Raw genomic sequence first — 19100 nt, 5'->3', positions numbered from 1 at the left:
CAATTAAAGGCGATGCATAAGTCCCGGTCGAGCGGAGTGCGACAAAAACACTTTCAAAAATTTTCGGGGGAATGCGAGAAGCACCCTTTCGATATCCTGATCATACTTCGGGCCATGCCGGCGGGAGGGACGATGCGTTACACCAGGGACATGCGCGGCTATGGAGCCAATCCGCCGGATCCGAAATGGCCTGGCGGTGCCCATGTCGCCGTGCAGTTCGTCGTCAACTACGAAGAGGGCGGCGAGAACTGCGTTCTGCATGGGGATAAGGCCTCGGAAGCCTTCCTATCGGAGATCGTCGGCGCCGCGCCGTGGCTCGGCCAGCGCCACTGGAACATGGAATCGATCTACGAATATGGCGCCCGCGCCGGCTTCTGGCGGCTGCTTCGGCTGTTTAGCGAGGCCGAGGTCCCCGTGACCTGCTATGGCGTAGCCACAGCGCTCGCCCGCTCGCCGGACCAGGTTACGGCCATGCAGGAAGCCGGCTGGGAAGTCGCCTCGCATGGGCTGAGATGGATCGACTACCGCGACCACAGCGCCGAAGACGAGCGCCGCGACCTCGAAGCGGCGATCAAACTGCATTATGAGGTGACCGGCCAGCGCCCGACCGGCTGGTATACGGGCCGCACATCCGTCAACACGGTGCGCCTGGTGGCTGAAGAAGGCGGCTTCGACTATGTGTCGGACACCTATGACGACGAGCTGCCCTACTGGTTCGAGCACGAGGGCGGCACGCAGCTCATCATCCCCTATACGCTCGACGCCAACGACATGCGCTTCGCCACGCCGCAGGGCTTCAATTCAGGCGACCAGTTCTATGCCTATCTGAAGGACAGTTTCGACACGCTCTATGCCGAGGGCAAGGCCGGGCGGCCGCGCATGATGAATATCGGCCTGCACTGCCGCCTCGTCGGGCGGCCGGGCCGGGTAGCGGCGCTGAAGCGTTTCGTCGACTATGTGAAATCGCACGACAAGGTCTGGCTGGCGCGGCGCGTCGACATCGCCCGCCATTGGCAAGAGAACCATCCCTACAGGCCGGCGGCACTCAGACCATCGAAGATGGAGTTTGAAACATTCGTGCACGCCTTTGGCGGCGTGTTCGAGCATTCGCCCTGGATCGCGGAGCGGGCCTATGAGCTGGAGCTCGGTCCGGCGCACGATACATCAGGTGGCCTGCACAATGCGCTCTGCCGCATCTTCCGTGCCGCAAGCGAGACCCAGCGGCTCGGCGTGCTCAACGCCCATCCCGACCTTGCCGGCAAGCTGGCCAAGGCCAAGCGGCTGACGGCGGAATCGACCCGGGAGCAGGCGTCGGCCGGGCTCGACGCGCTGACCGACAAGGAACGCGAGTTGTTCTCCAAGCTCAACGCCGCCTACGTCACCACTTTCGGCTTCCCCTTCATCATCGCGGTGAAGGGCAAGACCAAGGAGGAAATCCTGGCGGAATTCGAGGCGCGCATCGGCAACAGCCGCAGCGTGGAATTCGAGACCGCCTGTAAACAGGTCGAGCGCATCGCGCTGCTCCGCCTCAGGGACATGCTACCGCAATAGGTTTGAACCCATGGATACGATCAGGATGCCCGAGCGCACCTACTACGCACCGCAGGGCGGCCATTCCGGCCAGACCGAGCTTTTGACCGGCCGCGCCGTCTTCACCGAGGCCTATGCCGTCATTCCCAAGGGCGTGATGCAGGACATCGTCACCAGCGCCCTGCCATTCTGGGACAAGACCCGCGTCTGGATATTGTCGCGTCCGTTGTCCGGTTTTGCCGAGACGTTCTCGCAATACATTGTCGAGGTCGCGCCCGGCGGCGGCAGCGACAGGCCCGAGCCCGATGCAGGCGCCGAGGGCGCGCTGTTCGTGGTCGAGGGCGAACTGACGGTTATGCTCGCCGGCAAGAAGCATAACTTAAGGCCCGGCGGCTTTGCCTTCCTGCCGCCAGGCAGCGGCTGGACGGTTCACAACGAGGCCAAGGCTGCCGCTCGTTTCCACTGGATTCGCAAGGCTTACGAGGTGGTCGACGGTCTCGACACGCCGGAAGCCTTCTTCACCAACGAGCAGGAGATCACGCCGACGCCGATGCCCGGCACCGAGGGCCGCTGGGCAACGACGCGCTTCGTCGACCCCGCCGATCTGCGCCACGACATGCACATGACCATCGTCACGCTCGAGCCCGGCGCCGTCATCCCGTTTGCCGAGACGCATGTCATGGAGCACGGCCTCTACGTGCTCGAAGGCAAGGCCGTCTATCGCCTTAACCAGGACTGGGTCGAGGTCGAGGCCGGCGACTTCATGTGGCTGCGCGCCTTCTGCCCGCAGGCCTGCTACGCCGGCGGCCCCGGCAAATTCCGCTATCTGCTCTACAAGGACGTCAACCGGCACGCCAAGCTCGGCGGGGCGGGTATCGGCGGGCGCGCGCGGTGACCCGCATCACGGCTCGGCCGTTGACCCGCGAGGCCTTTGCCGGGTTCGGCGACGTCATCGAGATGGGCGGCGACAACCACTATCCGATCAATGGCGGCAAGGCCGAGCGCTACCATGCTCTGGCGACCGCCGAAGCGACAGGGCCTAACGCCCGGGTGCTGATCTCGATGGTGCGCGGTACGCCTTACGAGATGCCGCTGAAGCTGACCATGGTCGAGCGCCACCCCTTCGGCAGCCAGGCGTTCATTCCGCTGTCGCCGCGCCCGTTCCTGGTCGTCGTATGCCATGACGGCAAGGAAGGCCCAGGCGAACCGCACGCCTTCATCACCGCGCCCGGACAAGGCATCAACCATTCCCGCAATCTCTGGCATGGCGTGCTGACGCCGATCGGCGAGCCTCAGGATTTCCTGATCGTCGACCGCGGCGGCGACGGCTCAAACCTCGAGGAATTCCATTTCTCGCACGCCTATGAGATCCATCTTCCCGACGAGACCCAGTCATGACCGAGATTTCGCTGATCGACCGCCTGCTCGACGTCGTCGAGCACGACATCGTGCCGAAGACGGCGGATGGCGTCGCGCATGGCAACAAGCTGTTCGGCGCGGCGATCCTGCGGAAAGCCGACCACTCGCTCGTGCTGGCAGAAACCAACAACGAGATCGAAAACCCGCTCTGGCACGGCGAGGTGCATTGCCTGAAGCGCTTTTACGAGATGCCCAAGGCCGAGCGCGTCGACACCAAGGACGCCATTTTCCTTGCCACGCACGAGCCCTGCTCGCTCTGCCTGTCGGCGATCACCTGGACGGGCTTCGACAATTTCTACTACCTGTTCAGCCACGAGGATTCGCGTGACAGCTTCGCCATTCCGCATGACCTGAAAATCCTGAAAGAGGTCTTCACCCTCGATCCGGGCGGCTACAATGCCGAGAACGCCTACTGGAAGAGCTTTTCCATACGCAGACTGGTGCGGGCGTTGCCCGAGGCCGAACGCCAGCGGCTGGAAGCGCGCATCGGGAAAATCTCGGCGCGCTATGACGAGCTGTCGGACGCCTACCAGGCAAGCAAGGCCGAGAACGACATCCCGCTGAATTGAAGGTCGCGGAATTTCGCAGATTATCGTCTCTTGAATTGCCCCCTTTATGGGGGCATATTGCGCCATGGAGAAGCGCAGGCCTGCTTATGATCTTGATGTGATCAAGACGACATTTGGGTCTGTCGATACGGTGGCAATCACAACATCGGCGCTGCGCCATTGGCCTTGGTTTCGATCGCGCGGGCGTGGTCGAGGTGATCGGCGGCGAAAGATGTTCGTAAAGTCGATGACTACCTTCGCGGATCATCGGGTCTGGCAGGATGTCTATCATGTCCCGCCACGCGACCTGATCCTGTACGTGAAATTCCAGGCGGATGTCGTGACCGAATTCACGATTATGTCGTTCAAGGAGAAATGACCATGGCGACGAGAGAAAGCAGTGAAACGAATACGATGATCTCTCCCGAAACCGGAGAACCGCTGATGCGCGGAGTGCGTCCATTCACCGTGACCTATAAGGGCGAAAGCATGATTGTCGACCTGCCAGGTTACTATCCGGCATCGGGCGGCGAAGGCGTGCATGTCGGAGACGACATGATCGCTGTCGACGCGGCTCTGCGCGTTCTCAAGGAAAAGATCGACGGTGTCCCCGCCCCTGCAACCATCCGTCGTGTCCGCACGAAACTCAAACTGTCGCAGCGCGAGGCGGGATCTCTGTTCAAGGTTGGCGAGAACGCCTTCGACAAATATGAACGCGGTTTGATCGAGCCGAGTGGCCCGACCATTCAACTGATGACCCTGCTTGAAAGGCACCCCGAACTGCTGGATGAATTGCGGTAGCGGCACAGGTCGCATAATTCGCTGCTCCAGTCGCGAATCGCGATTGAAAGTTGCGGCGCGACGGGGCGTTATGCGCGCCATGAAAATCGTCACCGAATTTCCCCGCAAGGTCGTCGAATTTCCCGACATGGGCATCGTCATGCCGGATGGCTGCCGGCTGTCGGCGCGTGTGTGGATGCCGGAAGATGCCGGCGACGATCCGGTGCCGGCAATCCTCGAACATCTGCCCTACCGCAAGCGCGACGGCACGATCTTTCGCGATCAGCTGACGCATCCCTATTTTGCCGGCCACGGCTATGCCTCGATCCGCGTCGACATGCGCGGCAATGGCGATTCCGAAGGGCTGATGGACGACGAATATTCCGAGCAGGAACTGCAGGACGCCTGTGATGTCATCGCCTGGGCGGCGGCGCAGCCCTGGTGCAACGGCAATGTCGGCATGATGGGCATCTCCTGGGGCGGCTTCAACTGCCTGCAGGTGGCGGCCAAGCAGCCTCCGGCGCTGAAGGCGGTGATCAGCCTGTGCTCGACCGTTGACCGTTATGCCGACGACATCCACTACAAGGGCGGCTGCCTGCTGCTGGAAAATTTCGGCTGGGCCTCGACGATGCTTTCCTATTCGTCGCGGCCGCCGGATCCGCTGATTGCCGGTGGCAACCGCTGGCGCGATTTGTGGCTCAGCCGGCTGGAGAACCAGCCTTTCCTGCTGCCCCTGTGGCTCAGCCACCAGCACCGCGACGCCTACTGGAAACGCGGTTCGATCTGCGAGGATTTCTCGGCGGTCAAGGCGGCCGTGCTGTCGATCGGCGGCTGGCATGACGGCTATCGCAACACGATCTCTCATCTCGTCACCAACATCGAGGCGCCGGTCAAGGGCATCGTCGGTCCTTGGATCCACAAATACCCGCATTATGCCGGGCCGCAGCCGGCCATCGGCTTCCTGCAGGAAGCGCTGCGCTGGTGGGACCATTGGCTGAAGGGTTCAGAGACCGGCGTCGAGGCTGATCCCGCCTACCGTGCCTATGTGATGGACAGCGTGCGCCCGGCACGCTGGCACCCGGAACGGCCAGGCCGCTGGGTGGCGGAGAAGCAATGGCCGTCGCCAGCCATCAAGGCGCATTCGATCGAGCTGATCCCCGTCGGCGGCAGGCCGGCCATAGTCGCCTCGCCGCAAAGCTGCGGGCTCGCCGGCGGCGAGTATTTTCCGTTCACCTTCGGCCCGGAACTGCCGGGCGACCAGCGCCTTGACGATGCGCTGTCGGTGTGTTTCGACCAGCCGGAACTTACCGAGGCCATCGACATCGTCGGTGCGCCGGAAGTTCGGGTCACGCTCGCTTCCGACCGCCCGCAGGCCAATATTGCGATCCGGCTGTGCGACGTGCATCCCGACGGCGCTTCGGAATTGATCTCCTATGGCGTGCTCAATCTGACGCACCGCAACTCGCACGAATTCCCCGAAGCGTTGGCGCCGGGCGAAACCGCGTCGGCGCGCGTGGTGCTCGATCAGTGCGCCTACCGGGTGCCCGCCGGCCACCGCCTGCGCATCGCGGTGTCGAACGCCTATTGGCCCGCCATCTGGCCCTCGCCGGAGCCGGTCCAGCTGACCTTGTCGGCCGCCGCGCTATCCCTGCCGCTGCGCCCGCTGGCGGCGGGCGACGAAGTAACGTTCGCCGAGCCGGAAGGCGCTACACCCTGGGCGACCGAGACGGTTCGGCCCGCCAAGTCCGAGCGCCATGTCGATCGCGACGAAAAGACCGGAATTGTCGCGCTTTCGATAACGGACGACTTCGGCGAAGTCCGTGATCTCGACCATGGCCTGGCCAATGGCAGCATTGTGCGCGAGACCTGGGCGATCCATCCTGACAATCCTTTGTCAGCCTCGGGCAAGACGCACTGGACACAGACCCTGTCGCGAAATGGATGGTCGGTGCGCACCGAGACATGGGCGGAGATGCGATCGGACGCTGAATATTTCATCGTCAGTGCCAGAATCGAAGCCTACGAGGGGGAAAGACTCGTCTTCGAGCGCAATTTCGAGGAAAAGGTCCCGCGCGCACTGGTTTGAACGCCGAACCTGTTGGTCCAAAAGCGACGTGCGATTTACGCCACGGCATGTCGCATTCGGTCTTGCTTACCGCTTTCTCTTGCGGTCATTATTCCCTTTAACAAGAAGCAAGAAAATCGACCGCAGAGTCGAACCAACAGAGTGAGGAACTCAAATGTCAAACGAACTGGAATTCCTTAGCCGGCGCGTCGCGTCCGGCAAACTGAGCCGTCGTGATTTTCTCGGGCGGGCAGCCGCGCTCGGCATCGCCGCCCCCTTCGCCAACGCACTGCTTTCCAGCGCCGCGCGCGCGGCAGGTCCGGTCAAGGGCGGCACGCTGAAGGCCGGCCTGGTCGGCGGTGAATCCACCAACAGTCTCGATCCGGCGCTGATGATGACGCAGGTGCCGTTCGCGTTCGGCAAGTGCTGGGGCGAAATGATCGTCGAGCTGTCGCCTGAGGGTAAGCTCGAGAACCGCATCGCCGAGGAGATCGGCTCGTCCAAGGACGCCAAGGTGTGGACGCTGAAGATCCGCGACGGCGTCGAGTTTCACAACGGCAAGACCGTGACCGCCGAGGACGTCGCCGCCACGCTCGAGCGCCATTCGGACGAAAAGTCGAAATCCGGCGCGCTCGGCTACATGAAGGGCATCCAGACCATCAAAGCCAATGGCAAGGAAGTGGTGCTGACGCTCAAGGAAGCCAACGCCGACCTTCCTTACCTGCTCAGCGACTATCACCTGATCGTCCAGCCCAATGGCGGCAAGGACAAGCCCGATGCCGGCATCTCGGCCGGCCCTTATGTGGTCAAGACCAACGAGCCCGGTGTGCGCCATGGCGGCGAGCGCTTCGCCAACTACTGGCAGGGCGACAAGATGGGCCACGCAGACCAGATCGAGGTCATCGTCATCAACGACGCGACGGCGCGCACGGCGGCCCTGCAAGGCGGCCAGGTCAACATGATCAACCGCGTCGAGCCGAAGATCGTCGACCTGATCAAGCGCGTGCCGGGCGTGACCATCCGCAACCATGCCGGTCCGGGCCACTACGTGTTCATCATGCATTGCAACACGGCGCCGTTCGACAACAATGACCTGCGCATGGCGCTGAAGCTCGCCATCGACCGCGAAGAAATGCTGACCAAGGTGCTGCGCGGCTATGGCTCGCTCGGCAACGACTTCCCGATCAACGCGTCCTATCCGCTGTTCACCGAAATCGAGCAGCGCAAGTACGATCCCGACAAGGCCAAGTTCCACTACAAGAAGTCCGGTCATGACGGCACGGTGTTGCTGAGGACCTCGGACGTCGCCTTCCCCGGCGCCGTCGATGCGTCCCAGCTTTTCCAGCAGAGCGCGGCCAAGGCCGGCATCAAGATCGAGCTCAAGCGCGAGCCCGGGGATGGTTACTGGAACGAAGTCTGGAACAAGCAGCCGTTCTGCGCCTCCTATTGGGGCGGCCGCTCGACCCAGGACCAGATGTACTCGACCGCCTATCTGTCGACCGCCGACTGGAACGACACGCGTTTCATGCGCCCGGACTTCGACAAGATGGTTCTCGCCGCACGCGCCGAGCTGGACGAGGCCAAGCGCAAGCAGATGTACCACGATATGGCTGTCATGGTGCGCGACGAAGGCGGCCTCATCCTGCCGATGTTCAACCAGTTCATCGACGCCACCGGTGCCAAGGTCGATGGCTGGGTGGACGATCCGCACCAGGAACTGATGAACGGCTACGCCTTGGCGAAGTGCTGGCTGCAGGCCTGAGCCCGGCTTTGCAGAGATGTCGTCGCCCGTTGTGAAACTAATTGCCCAGCGCATCGCGCTGGGCATCCTCCTTCTGTTGGCCATATCGGTCCTGATTTTCGCCGGCACGCAGATCCTGCCCGGCGACGTCGCGCAAGCCATACTCGGACAGTCGGCGACGCCGGAGTCGCTCGCCAATCTACGCGAGCAGCTCGGGCTCAACGACCCGGCCTATATCAGGTATTTCCGCTGGCTTGGCGGCGTGCTCACAGGCGACCTCGGCACGGCCATGTCGAGCGGGCAAGATATTGCCACCTCGATCAAGGACCGGCTGTGGAACACGCTGTTCCTGGCCTTCTGGGCGGCGATCGTGGCTGTGCCGCTGGCGATCATCCTGGGTCTGATCGCGGTGCGCTACCGCAATGGCTGGGTCGACAAGTTGATCTCCGGGCTGGCGCTCGCCTCGACCTCCTTCCCGGAATTCTTCGTCGGTTATCTCCTGGTCTATTTCTTCGCCGTGAAATGGCAGGTCTTCCCCGCCATCTCGACCGTCTATGACGGCATGCCCCTTGGCGAGCGGATGCAGGCGATCGCGCTGCCTGCGACAGCACTGACGCTGGTGGTGCTTGCCCACATGATGCGCATGACCCGCGCGGCGATCCTCAACGTCATGCAGTCGGCCTATGTCGAAACGGCGGAGCTCAAGGGGCTTTCGGCCTTCGCCGTCATCCGCAAGCACGCTTTCCCGAACGCGATCGCGCCGATCATCAATGTCGTCATGCTCAACCTCGCCTATCTCATCGTCGGCGTCGTCGTGGTCGAGGTGATCTTCGTCTATCCCGGCATGGGGCAGTATCTGGTCGATCACGTCACCAAGCGCGACGTGCCCGTGGTGCAGGCGGTCGGCCTGATCTTCGCCGCCGTCTACATCAGCCTCAACATCATCGCGGACATTGCGGCGATCGTCGCCAATCCGCGTCTTAGACATCCAAAGTGAGGGGCGGGCATGCTTGACATAAAACGCATCCCCATCCCCGCCCTGATCGGCCTGGTGCTGACCGCCCTGTTCGTGCTGGCGGCGATCTTGGCACCGTGGATTTCGCCGCACGACAATGCCGAGATCGTCGGTGACGTCTGGGAACCGATGTCGGCTGTGCATTGGCTGGGTACCGACAATCTCGGTCGCGACCTGTTGTCCCGCATGATCTACGGCGCCCGCATCACCTTGTTCATCGCCGTTCTCGCCACCGCGCTGTCGTTCTCGCTCGGTGCCATACTGGGCTTCTCGGCGGCGGTGTTCGGCGGCTGGTTCGATACCATCCTGTCGCGCCTCGTCGACCTCTTGATGTCGATCCCGACGCTGATCATGGGCTTGGTCGTGCTCTCTGTTCTGCCAACGAACCTGGTGACGCTGATCCTGGTCATGGGCATTCTCGACTCGACCCGCGTCTATCGCCTGTCGCGCGCGGTTGCCGTCGACATCAACGTCATGGATTACGTCGAGGCAGCGAAGCTGCGCGGCGAAGGCAGCACCTGGATCATCTTCCGCGAAATCCTGCCAAACGCGCTGTCGCCGCTGGTCTCCGAACTCGGCCTGCGCTTCATCTACGCGGTGCTGTTCCTGTCGACGCTGTCCTTCCTCGGCCTTGGCGTGCAACCGCCTGACGCCGACTGGGGCGGCATGGTCAAGGAGAACAAGGACGGCATCGTCTTCGGCATAGCCGCGGCGCTCATTCCGGCGGCTGCCATTGCAGCCCTTGCCATCTCGGTCAACCTTGTCGCCGACTGGATTCTCAACCGCACGACAAGCCTGAAGGGAGGACGCGGGTGATGGCAGACAGCAAAGCGAAACCCGGCGTGCTGCTCGATATCCGTAACCTGCGCATCGAGGCGATGGTATACCCGCCCGGCGAGGCGCCAAGGAACATCGTGCTGGTGCATGATGTCTCGCTGACGCTCGAGAAGGGCAAGGTGCTCGGCCTGATCGGCGAGTCCGGTGCTGGCAAATCGACCATCGGCCTGTCGTCGATGGGTTATGGCCGTGGCGGCGTGCGCATCACCGGCGGCGAAGTCATTCTCAATGGCCGCGACATCCTGAAAGGCGGCAAGGAAGGTTTCCGCAAGCTGCGCGGCCGCGAGGTCTGCTATGTCGCGCAATCGGCGGCGGCGGCTTTCAATCCGGCGCACAGGCTGATGGATCAGGTGGTGGAAGCAACGCTGCTGCACGGCACGGCGACACGGGCCGAGGCCGAGAAGCGGGCCATCGCGCTGTTCAAGAAGCTCAGTCTGCCCAATCCCGAAACCATCGGCGAACGCTTTCCGCACCAGGTCTCGGGCGGCCAGTTGCAGCGTGTGATGACGGCGATGGCGCTGTGCTCGGAGCCGGACCTGATCGTCTTCGACGAACCGACGACGGCGCTCGACGTGACGACGCAGATCGACGTGTTGTCGGCGATCAAGGATGCCATCCGCGACACCCATGTGGCGGCGCTCTACATCACCCACGACCTTGCCGTGGTCGCCCAGGTCTCCGACGAGATCATGGTGCTGCGCCATGGCCGGCTCGTCGAATGGGGCGGCACCCGCCAGATCATCAAGGAACCGCGCCAGGAATACACCAACGCCCTGGTCTCGGTGCATGAGATCGAACATGCCGAGCAGAACCCTGGCGCCACGCCGTTCCTGTCGGTCAAGAACGTCACCGCCGCCTATGGCGGCGGCCACGTCAAGGTATTGAAGAACGTCTCGGTGGATATCTATCCCGGCCAGACGCTGGCCGTGGTTGGCGAATCCGGCTCCGGCAAGTCAACGCTGGCGCGCGCCATCACCGGGCTTTTGCCCCCTGAGCAAGGCACGGTCACCTTCGATGGACGCCCGCTGGCCAACCGGCTTGCCGACCGCCCGAAGGAGGATTTGCGCCAGCTGCAGATGATCTACCAGATGGCCGACGTGGCGATGAACCCGCGCCAGACCGTCGGCACCATCATCGGCCGGCCGCTCGAATTCTATTTCGGCATGCGCGGCAGGGAGCGCGACAGGCGTGTAGCCGAGCTGCTCGACGAAATCGAGATGGGCAAGGGCTTTGTCGACCGCTATCCGGCCGAGCTTTCCGGCGGCCAGAAGCAGCGCGTCTGCATCGCCCGCTCGCTGGCCGCCAAGCCCAAGCTGATCATCTGCGACGAGGTAACGTCCGCACTCGACCCGCTGGTGGCACACGGCATCCTCAAACTGCTCTTGAACCTGCAGCAGCACGAAAAGGTCGCCTATCTGTTCATCACCCACGATCTGGCGACGGTGAAGTCGATCGCCGATTCGATCGCGGTCATGTATCGCGGCGAGGTGGTGCGCTACGGCTCGAAGAGCAAGGTGCTGACACCGCCTTTCGACGCCTATACCGACCTTTTGCTGTCGTCGGTTCCGGAAATGGAGATCGGCTGGCTGGAGAAGGCGATCAAGGGGCGGCGCATGGAAAGTGCGGGGAATTAGCGATCGGCCGAATCAGGGACGGCAGCCGTCATCCAGATGCAACACAAGAACGCCACCGTCCTTCGGACGGGCGTCGCCTGTGTGACGTTGTTTTTTTCAAGAAGGGGTACGACATGAAGACTGAACTCGACCATCTCGCTGAACTCGCCGGCCGGGGCCGGATATCGCGTCGCGACTTTCTTGGCCGCACCGCGGCACTGGGCGTATCGGCGGCGCTGGCAACGACGCTGGCCGGGAAAGCCTTCGCACAGACGCCGGTCAAGGGCGGCATCCTCAAGGCCGGCCTGCAGGGCGGCGAATCGACCAACAGCCTCGATCCGGCGCTGAACCTCAGCCAGGTCACCTACAGCTTTGGCAAGCAGTGGGGCGAATATCTTGTCAGGCTGATGCCGGACAATAGCCTGACGCACCTGATCGCCGAGGAGATCGGCGCGTCCAAGGACGCCAAGACCTGGACGATCAAGGTGCGCGACGGCATCGAATTCCACAATGGCAAGACCGTTGCCGCCGAAGACGTCGCCGCCACGCTCGAGCGCCACGCCGACGAGAAATCGAAGTCGGGCGCGCTCGGCGTCCTCAAGAACATCAAGGGCATCAAGGCCAGCGGCAAGGAAGTCATCGTCACGCTCGGCGACGCCGACGCCGATTTCCCCTATCTGATGGCCGACTACCACCTCGTCATCCAGCCGAATGGCGGCAAAGACAACCCCAACGCGGGCATCGGCGCCGGTCCCTACAAGGTCACGGTCAACCAGCCCGGCGTGCGGCATGGCGGCGAGCGCTTCGCCAATTACTGGCGTGGCGACAAAGCGGGTCATGCCGACCAGATCGAGATCGTCGTCATCAACGACGCCACGGCCAGGCTGGCGGCGCTGCAGGGCGGCCAGGTCCACATGATCAACCGTATCGAGCCGAAGGTCGTCGACCTGGTCAAGCGCATTCCCGGCGTCAGCATCGAGAACGTGTCGGGCCGGGGCTATTACCCGTTCAACATGTTTTGCGACACGGCACCCTTCGACAACAATGATCTGAGGATGGCGCTGAAGCTCGCCATCGACCGCGACGAAATGCTTGAGAAGATCCTGCGCGGCTACGGCTCAGTCGGCAACGACTTCCCGATCAACGAGGCCTATCCCCTGTTTACCGCCATCGAACAGCGCAAGTTCGACCCGGAGAAGGCCGCGGCAGCCTACAAGAAGTCGGGTCACAGCGGCTCCATCCTGCTGCGCACCTCCGACGTCGCCTTCCCCGGCGCCGTCGACGCGGCCCAACTCTACCAGCAGTCCTGCGCCAAGGCGGGCATCAAGATCGAGATCAAGCGCGAGCCGGGAGACGGCTATTGGTCGGAAGTCTGGAACAAGCAGCCCTTCTCGCTCTCCTACTGGGGCGGGCGGCCGACGCAGGACCAGATGTATTCCACCGGCTATGTCTCGACCGCCGACTGGAACGACACACGCTTCAAGCGGCCGGAATTCGACAAGATGCTGTTTGCGGCGCGCGGCGAACTCGACCAGGACAAGCGCAAGGCGATCTACCACGACATGGCCGTCCTGATGCGCGACGAAGGCGGGCTGATCGTGCCATTCTTCAACCAGTTCATCGACGCGGCCGCGACCAGCAAGATCAGCGGCTGGGTGAAGAACCCGATCGGTGAAATGATGGACGGCTATGCGCTTGGCGAGTGCTGGCTGAACGCCTGATATCTCCCTGGGACTGAATAGCGCCGCGTGTTCAAACGACACGCGGCGCACGCTTTTTCGCCGAATTGCATGGAGGAGTTGATGGCACTCAAGTCCAAACTCTTGCTGATCATCCTCGACGGCGTGCCCTACCGGAACTGGCGCCGGCTGATGGGCAATCTCGAAGGTTGGGTGCAGTCCGGCGAGGCGCAAGTGTGGAAAATGCGTTCCGTGCTGCCGTCGACCTCCGCCTGTTGCTACGCTTCGATCCACACCGGGGTGTCGCCACAGGTGCACGGTATCCTGTCCAACGAGAACCGGTTCCGGGTCGAGCAGCCCGACATCTTCTGCGAAGTCAGCAAGGCCGGAGGCAAGACCGGCGCGGTCACCCACTCCTACTGGTCGGAATTCTTCCGTTCCTATCCATTCGATCTCGTCGAGGACATGGAATATGACGAGCCCGGCGGGCCGATCACGCATGGCCGCTTCCACACAATGACCGGCTACAACGCCCGCAACCAGATGACGCCGAGCGACGTCGACCTGTTCGCGACGCTGACCATGCTGACCAAACGCCACGGCATCGACTATGGCATCCTGCACACCTGCACGCTGGATTCTATGGGCCACCGTTTCGGCCATGACTGCCACGAGATGGACCATGCCTGCTACGCCATGGACGGCATGCTGGCGGCCTTCCTGCCGGGCTGGATCGCGGCCGGCTACGAGGTCATGGTTACCGCCGATCACGGTCAAACGGATCGCGGCCATCATGGCGGCCGTGATGATGAGATGCAGGATTTCGCGCTGTATTATTTCGGCGCCAGCAAGGGACCGGAGGCAGATGTACTGCTCGACCAGTTGCAGTTGGCGCCGACGGTGTTGAGCCGGCTCGGGGTGCCGGTGCCGGCGACGATGAAGGCGAAACCGTTTTTGGTGTGAGTGGGCAGCCGTGACGTTGGAGCCCCCTCCCCCCATTCCGGGTAGGGGTGAGGGGCAGCGTAAACGTCGAATATGATCACTCCAACGCTCGTGCTGCCCCTCATCCGCCTGCCGGCACCTTCTCCCCGTGGAACGGGGAGAAGGGATACTCTGGCAACCTTCCCGCTCTTCGGTTAGCCTCCGCGAATTCCTTGGCGGAGGATGAACCTTTTTGGGCTGTTCAGCGACAGAGCAGGCAGGAGCCAGGCGGCTCGACCGGCCATGACGGCGGCGACGGAGACCGATCGCGCGCTTGTCGACCGGGTCGCGAAGGGCGACCGGGCCGCCGTGCGGCTCCTGTTCATGCGTCACCACGCGCGGATCTACCGCTTCGTGGCGCGCCAGACGGGATCGGAGATGATGGCTGACGATATCGCGAACGAAGTGTTCCTTGAATTGTGGCGCCAGGCGCCGGGTTTCGAAGGACGCTCCGAAGTCTCGACGTGGCTGCTCGGCATCGCCCGGTTCAAGGCGCTGTCGCTGCTGCGCAAGAAGAAGGAAGACTGGATCGACGATGAGGCCGCAGCCGCGGTGCCCGACAGTGCCGACACGCCGGAAGTCGTCACCATGAAGGAAGACAAGGCCGCCGCCTTGCGGCGTTTCATCGACGCCTTGCCCGAAGAACACCGCACGGTGATCGACCTCGCCTATTTTCATGGACAGTCGGTGACCGAGATCGGCGAGGTGCTCGGCATCCCGGGGGCGACCGTCAAGACCCGGATGTTCTACGCCCGCAAGAAACTCGGCGAGGCCCTCAAGGCCGCCAGTTACGACAGGGGGTGGCCATGAGCGCCGCTGAAAAGATGTCGCGCCGCGACGAAATGGAAACGCTGCTGCCGTTCTATCTGAACGGCTCGCTGGAAGGGGCGGAACTGGAGGCCGTCGAGGAATGGCTGGCCAGCGATCCGGCCGCTCTTGCCGCCCTTGGCGAGGCCGAGGCCGAATTCTCGGGCACATCAGCCGCCAATGAAGCGATCCGCCCGCCCGCCGACGCGCTCAGCCGCTTCGCCAAGACGCTCGAGGCAGAGGCAGGACCGGCGCGGATGCCGGCCGGCTCGTCCTGGCTGGCGCAGGCCTGGGGCCGCTTCATGGCGGTGCCCGCCGGTGTCGCCTGGGCGGCGGCGGCGGTCCTGCTGGCGCTGATCGTGGTGCAGTCGCTGGTGCAGCCCGGCGGCAAAGGCAAGGATTTCGAGATTGCCGGCGCCGAGGACGATCTGGCGAAGATGCCGTTCGCGCTGGTCAAGTTCAAGCCGGATGCGAAGATGTCCGACGTTTCCAGCTTCCTCGGCGGCAAAGGGCTGAAGATCATCGGCGGACCGACCGCCGACGGCGTGTTCCGGCTCGCCATTCCCGCAGCCAACACGGCCGACTACACCAAGGAGCTCGGCCTTATTGCCGCCCAGCCTTTCACCGAGACTGTGATCGAGGGAAGGAAACCGGCTGATGGCGGCTGAGGCGGTCATTCGATTTGCGGCGATCCTGGAGCGGTTCACCGTTTCACCGAAACGTCGATCCGCTCCATCCGCTTTCCTTTTCGCAATTCCGGACGGAAAACCACTACGCACTTTTGCTGGAATTGCTTTGGCGGCGGCGGCGACAATCGCGGCCGTGCCTGCCTCGGCGCAGACCAGCGGGACCAATCCGGACGGCACGAAAATCGACTGTCGCAACGGGGCCAACGCGGCCGGTGCCGATTGCGCCAAGGACGGCAATGGCGCCAAGAACAGGGCCGGCGACGCGGGTCCTGGTCAGGCGGTCTTTCTTCCCGCCCTGATCGTCGATCTTTTTCCCAACCCTGCGCCGGTGCCGGCCCCACGGCCGCAGCCGGCGACGCCGCCGGCCAACAACCAGGCCGGTCCGCCGCCGAGCGGGCCGATCGTGTCGCCGACCGATCTCATCGCCGTTCAGCCGCCGCGCGCCGTCGCCGGTGACTTCGTGCCCGACGAGGTGCTGGTGACGGTCGATGGCGATGCCGGCGCCGTGCAGCAGATCGCCGCCTCCTTTGGCCTCGAAGTGCGCTCGCAGCGCCAGTCCCGGCTGCTCGGCACCACTCTGGTCCGCTTCGGCATTCCTGACGGCCGCCCCGTCGGCGTGGTATTGGCACAGCTTGCCGCCGACGGCCGCACGCAGCGGCGCGAACCCAACCACATCTACTCGCTGCAGCAGGCGGCCGGCATCGTAAACTATGCCTTTGACCGCATCGCGCTCGATTCCAGACAGGCCAGCGGCGAGAACGTCCGTGTCGCGGTGATCGATACCGGCATCGACGACAGCAATCCTGCGCTGGCCGGCGTCATCGCCGCGCAATTCGATGCCATGCCCGATGTGCCGATCGAAAAGCGCGACCATGGCACCTCGGTCGACGGGCTGATCGCCGGTGTCGGCGCGCTGGAGGGCATGGCACCGGGCGCCCGCATCTATCACGCCCGCGCCTTCGAAGGCGGCAAGTCGACGATGGACGTCATCCTGTCAGCGCTCGACTGGGCTGCCGAGCAGAACGTCAGCATCATCAACATGAGCTTCGTCGGCCCGAAGAACGACCTGCTCGGCACCGCCTGCCGCAATGCGTGGGCGCTCGGCATGGTGCTGGTCGCCGCCGCCGGCAACAACGGGCCGAAAGCGCCCTATGGCTATCCGGCCGCCTTCGACGGCGTCATCGCGGTGACCGCTACCGACGCCAAGGACGCGCTGATGCCGCAGGCCAATCGCGGCGCCTACGTCTTCATCTCGGCGCCGGGCGTCGAGATGGTGGCGCCGAGCGGCGCCGGTTCGGACGTGGTTACCGGCACGTCATTTGCCGCCGCGATCGTCTCCGGCGCAATCGCCAACCTGATCCATGCCGCGCCCGACCGCTCGGCCGACAACATCGAGAAGGCGCTCGCCACGACTGCCAGGGATCTCGGCCCCAAGGGGCGCGACAACGACTTCGGCTATGGGCTGCTGGATATCAAGGGAGCTGAGGCGGCTAAGGAGTAGTGTGCTGCTTTTAGGAATCCCGGCTAAATCCTTGCCAGCATTGCGAACTGGAATCGGTCGGCAATTAGTATGAGTAGCGAAGACGTGAAATTGATGTGAGCCTCCACATCCATAGTTGTGAGGTCGGGAGAGTCTCCATGAGCGACCGCATGCCGCCAACCGACCAGTTCCTTGTCTAGTCGATTTCGGACCTTTTGCATTGTGGATAGATCGAAGTTGAGAAGGCCGTAGTTTTCAGACAGCCTCGCGAAGTCCAAATTGGAACGAGCTTCGACGATTTTGCCATCAACCGAGTCGAACCCACAGTCGATGCGGGCTTGCAGATTCTTGACGAAAGCCTGGCGCGAATCGAGCGAATGGTTTCTGTCTCGCATGCTTTCAAAATCCGCATGAAACGCGCTGACCAAAAGCATCCAGTCCTGGTCCCGAACCCTACCGCCTTTCTCAACTAAAAATTTCAGGTAAGCGCGCACACATTCATTGTAGAAACCCTCCCAATTGGCATAGGCGAGCACGACAACCGCCTTGGACGCAACGCCGTAGACATCATTGCCCGCGAGTCGGCCGAATGATCTCTTGACCTCGGAGAGTTCCTTCGCTCGTCGCACCCTTGCAGCGTCGATCTCATCAAAGAAGTCGTCCAGTTTAGGCATTCGGGCTGAACCATTGCTCCCCAAATGGAATGGTTCGTTGTAATCTTACGGTCCCGCGTAGCCCGGATGCGCTCATGTCAGCGACCTCCGGCCGTTGCCAGAAGCGCTGGATTCTTTCGGCAACAAACTGGTCTGGATGTCCATGATTCATAATTGCAACCTTGTTCCGACCGATCCCCACCGCAATGGCTTCAAGCGCCCGCAAAGAGAACCGATTGGCGATGCCTTCACCGGCATCTTGCGGCGGGATCAACGCTCCGTTGCCAAGCACTCTATGGAGGGTCTCCACTGTCCAAGTGATCGTTTGCATAACTTCTACGCGATCCTTCCCGGCCAATATGTCAACAATCGTAGCATCAAGGAATTCTTGCACGTCTAAGCTGCGGTCGTAGTCAGCAAACGTATGCACGATTAGCCGCACTATGTATTCCACATCACGTTGCGTGCCCTTTTGTTCATTGGTAATTTGGAAAATGCCCTTAACATCATCCCGCTGCGCGAATGTGCGTATCGCCTGAGTGAACTCGGCATTGGCCAAGACCATGGAACAAGTCCTAACCTCTTGCTCGTTGGCATAAGCACCGCCTCGGTTGAGGCGCTGAAAGAGATCGAACTTGGTCTTTGGATCGCTGGGATGCTTGAGAATCTGGAAATCCACTCGAGCTCTTCGGAAGAACAATTGCAATGCCTTATCGAGCGGCACCTCGTTATCTTCCTTATGCTCCCAAACCATCCCTTCAAGCGACGGCAAATACTTGGTCTTTTGAAGTTTGGATCGACGACTTTCACCGGAGTCGACATCCTTCAACACGCCCATGAACTCGAGGAGAGTGGAAATTCGCTGAAGGCCATCAATCAATTCCCACGTACCATCCTCATTTTCATACACAAACACCGGCGGCACCGGGATCCCGATTAATATTGACTCGACAAAATTAGATTTTCTCTCGTTAGTCCATCGAAACAATCTCTGAAAATCTGGTAGAATATTTAATTCTTTTGAAGTGTACATATTACCCACTTCTCCGATTGTAATCTGAACAGTGTCTGTATTCACTGCACGCTTTGCGTCGTCAATTTCTTCTTTAAGCATTCGAGTCCCCACTATTCTTAGTCCAAGGGTCTTAGGCGAAAATTCCGAGAAAGGCGATAGTTGGCTGCAGGCTCAGAACGAGGGCGTTCAGGGCGATTTGCGGATCTGCAATAGGTTGCCCTCACTCATTCAAATGATTGACCTTTTGG

General features: G+C 62.2%; 18 protein-coding genes. 16 read left to right on the top strand and 2 right to left on the bottom strand.

The genetic code is table 11. The features are described from left to right. Positions 1-132 precede the first annotated feature (132 nt). From puuE to FJ934_RS00560, 16 genes are all read left to right on the top strand, one after another. A complete protein-coding gene (gene puuE / locus FJ934_RS00635) occupies positions 133-1551 on the top strand; it encodes an allantoinase PuuE (RefSeq protein ID WP_140606722.1) in 1419 nt (472 codons plus the stop codon). 10 nt (positions 1552-1561) lie between these two features. Further along, positions 1562-2425: a bifunctional allantoicase/(S)-ureidoglycine aminohydrolase gene (locus FJ934_RS00630; protein WP_140606721.1), complete on the top strand. Its 864-nt coding sequence runs from the start codon at positions 1562-1564 to the stop codon at positions 2423-2425. Then, positions 2422-2928, top strand: a complete 507-nt coding sequence (locus FJ934_RS00625; protein ID WP_140606720.1) for an ureidoglycolate lyase — start codon at positions 2422-2424, stop codon at positions 2926-2928. The genes FJ934_RS00630 and FJ934_RS00625 overlap by 4 nt, the downstream gene beginning before the upstream one ends. Further along, the gene (locus tag FJ934_RS00620) at positions 2925-3518 is read left to right on the top strand and encodes a nucleoside deaminase (RefSeq protein WP_140606719.1); all 594 of its coding nucleotides are present in this window, start codon (positions 2925-2927) and stop codon (positions 3516-3518) included. Before FJ934_RS00625 ends, FJ934_RS00620 begins: the two co-directional genes overlap by 4 nt. 64 nt (positions 3519-3582) lie before the next feature. After that, positions 3583-3876: a type II toxin-antitoxin system MqsR family toxin gene (locus FJ934_RS00615; protein WP_140606718.1), complete on the top strand. Its 294-nt coding sequence runs from the start codon at positions 3583-3585 to the stop codon at positions 3874-3876. After that, positions 3873-4298: a type II toxin-antitoxin system MqsA family antitoxin gene (locus FJ934_RS00610; protein WP_246671400.1), complete on the top strand. Its 426-nt coding sequence runs from the start codon at positions 3873-3875 to the stop codon at positions 4296-4298. Before FJ934_RS00615 ends, FJ934_RS00610 begins: the two co-directional genes overlap by 4 nt. Positions 4299-4377: 79 nt before the next feature. Next, positions 4378-6363, top strand: a complete 1986-nt coding sequence (locus FJ934_RS00605; protein WP_140606717.1) for a CocE/NonD family hydrolase — start codon at positions 4378-4380, stop codon at positions 6361-6363. 154 nt (positions 6364-6517) lie between these two features. Continuing rightward, positions 6518-8104, top strand: a complete 1587-nt coding sequence (locus FJ934_RS00600; RefSeq protein ID WP_140606716.1) for an ABC transporter substrate-binding protein — start codon at positions 6518-6520, stop codon at positions 8102-8104. Positions 8105-8120: 16 nt separating this feature from the next. Then, positions 8121-9080: an ABC transporter permease gene (locus FJ934_RS00595; protein ID WP_140606715.1), complete on the top strand. Its 960-nt coding sequence runs from the start codon at positions 8121-8123 to the stop codon at positions 9078-9080. A gap of 9 nt (positions 9081-9089) precedes the next feature. After that, positions 9090-9914 carry an ABC transporter permease gene (locus FJ934_RS00590; RefSeq protein ID WP_140606714.1) on the top strand — a complete coding sequence of 275 codons (825 nt, stop codon included), beginning with the start codon at positions 9090-9092 and terminating at the stop codon, positions 9912-9914. Next, complete coding sequence (locus FJ934_RS00585; protein ID WP_140606713.1) at positions 9914-11569, top strand: ABC transporter ATP-binding protein; 1656 nt, start codon at positions 9914-9916, stop codon at positions 11567-11569. Before FJ934_RS00590 ends, FJ934_RS00585 begins: the two co-directional genes overlap by 1 nt. Positions 11570-11682: 113 nt before the next feature. Continuing rightward, positions 11683-13269, top strand: a complete 1587-nt coding sequence (locus FJ934_RS00580; protein ID WP_140606712.1) for an ABC transporter substrate-binding protein — start codon at positions 11683-11685, stop codon at positions 13267-13269. An 81-nt stretch (positions 13270-13350) separates the two neighbouring features. Continuing rightward, entirely contained in the window at positions 13351-14190 is an 840-nt protein-coding gene (locus FJ934_RS00575) for an alkaline phosphatase family protein (RefSeq protein WP_140606711.1), read from the top strand. Between the two features lie 261 nt (positions 14191-14451). Next, a complete protein-coding gene (locus tag FJ934_RS00570) occupies positions 14452-15018 on the top strand; it encodes a sigma-70 family RNA polymerase sigma factor (protein WP_140606710.1) in 567 nt (188 codons plus the stop codon). Further along, complete coding sequence (locus tag FJ934_RS00565) at positions 15015-15683, top strand: anti-sigma factor (RefSeq protein ID WP_140606709.1); 669 nt, start codon at positions 15015-15017, stop codon at positions 15681-15683. The genes FJ934_RS00570 and FJ934_RS00565 overlap by 4 nt, the downstream gene beginning before the upstream one ends. Further along, positions 15673-17205: a S8 family serine peptidase gene (locus FJ934_RS00560; RefSeq protein WP_246671399.1), complete on the top strand. Its 1533-nt coding sequence runs from the start codon at positions 15673-15675 to the stop codon at positions 17203-17205. The genes FJ934_RS00565 and FJ934_RS00560 overlap by 11 nt, the downstream gene beginning before the upstream one ends. Positions 17206-17228: 23 nt before the next feature. Here FJ934_RS00560 and FJ934_RS00555 read toward each other — a convergent pair whose 3' ends face one another. Together FJ934_RS00555 and FJ934_RS00550 are read right to left on the bottom strand one after the other, a co-directional pair. Further along, on the bottom strand, positions 17229-17858 hold the full coding sequence (locus tag FJ934_RS00555) for an MAE_28990/MAE_18760 family HEPN-like nuclease (protein ID WP_140606708.1): 630 nt from the start codon (positions 17856-17858) through the stop codon (positions 17229-17231). Then, entirely contained in the window at positions 17851-18951 is a 1101-nt protein-coding gene (locus FJ934_RS00550; RefSeq protein WP_140606707.1) for a DUF262 domain-containing protein, read from the bottom strand. The genes FJ934_RS00555 and FJ934_RS00550 overlap by 8 nt, the downstream gene beginning before the upstream one ends. Between the last annotated feature and the right edge of the window lie 149 nt (positions 18952-19100).

It is taken from the genome of Mesorhizobium sp. B2-4-12 (genome assembly GCF_006441575.1).
Classification (GTDB): domain Bacteria; phylum Pseudomonadota; class Alphaproteobacteria; order Rhizobiales; family Rhizobiaceae; genus Mesorhizobium.
Note: the sequence above shows the minus strand (reverse complement) of the source record. Positions and strands in the feature narration are given on the sequence as shown.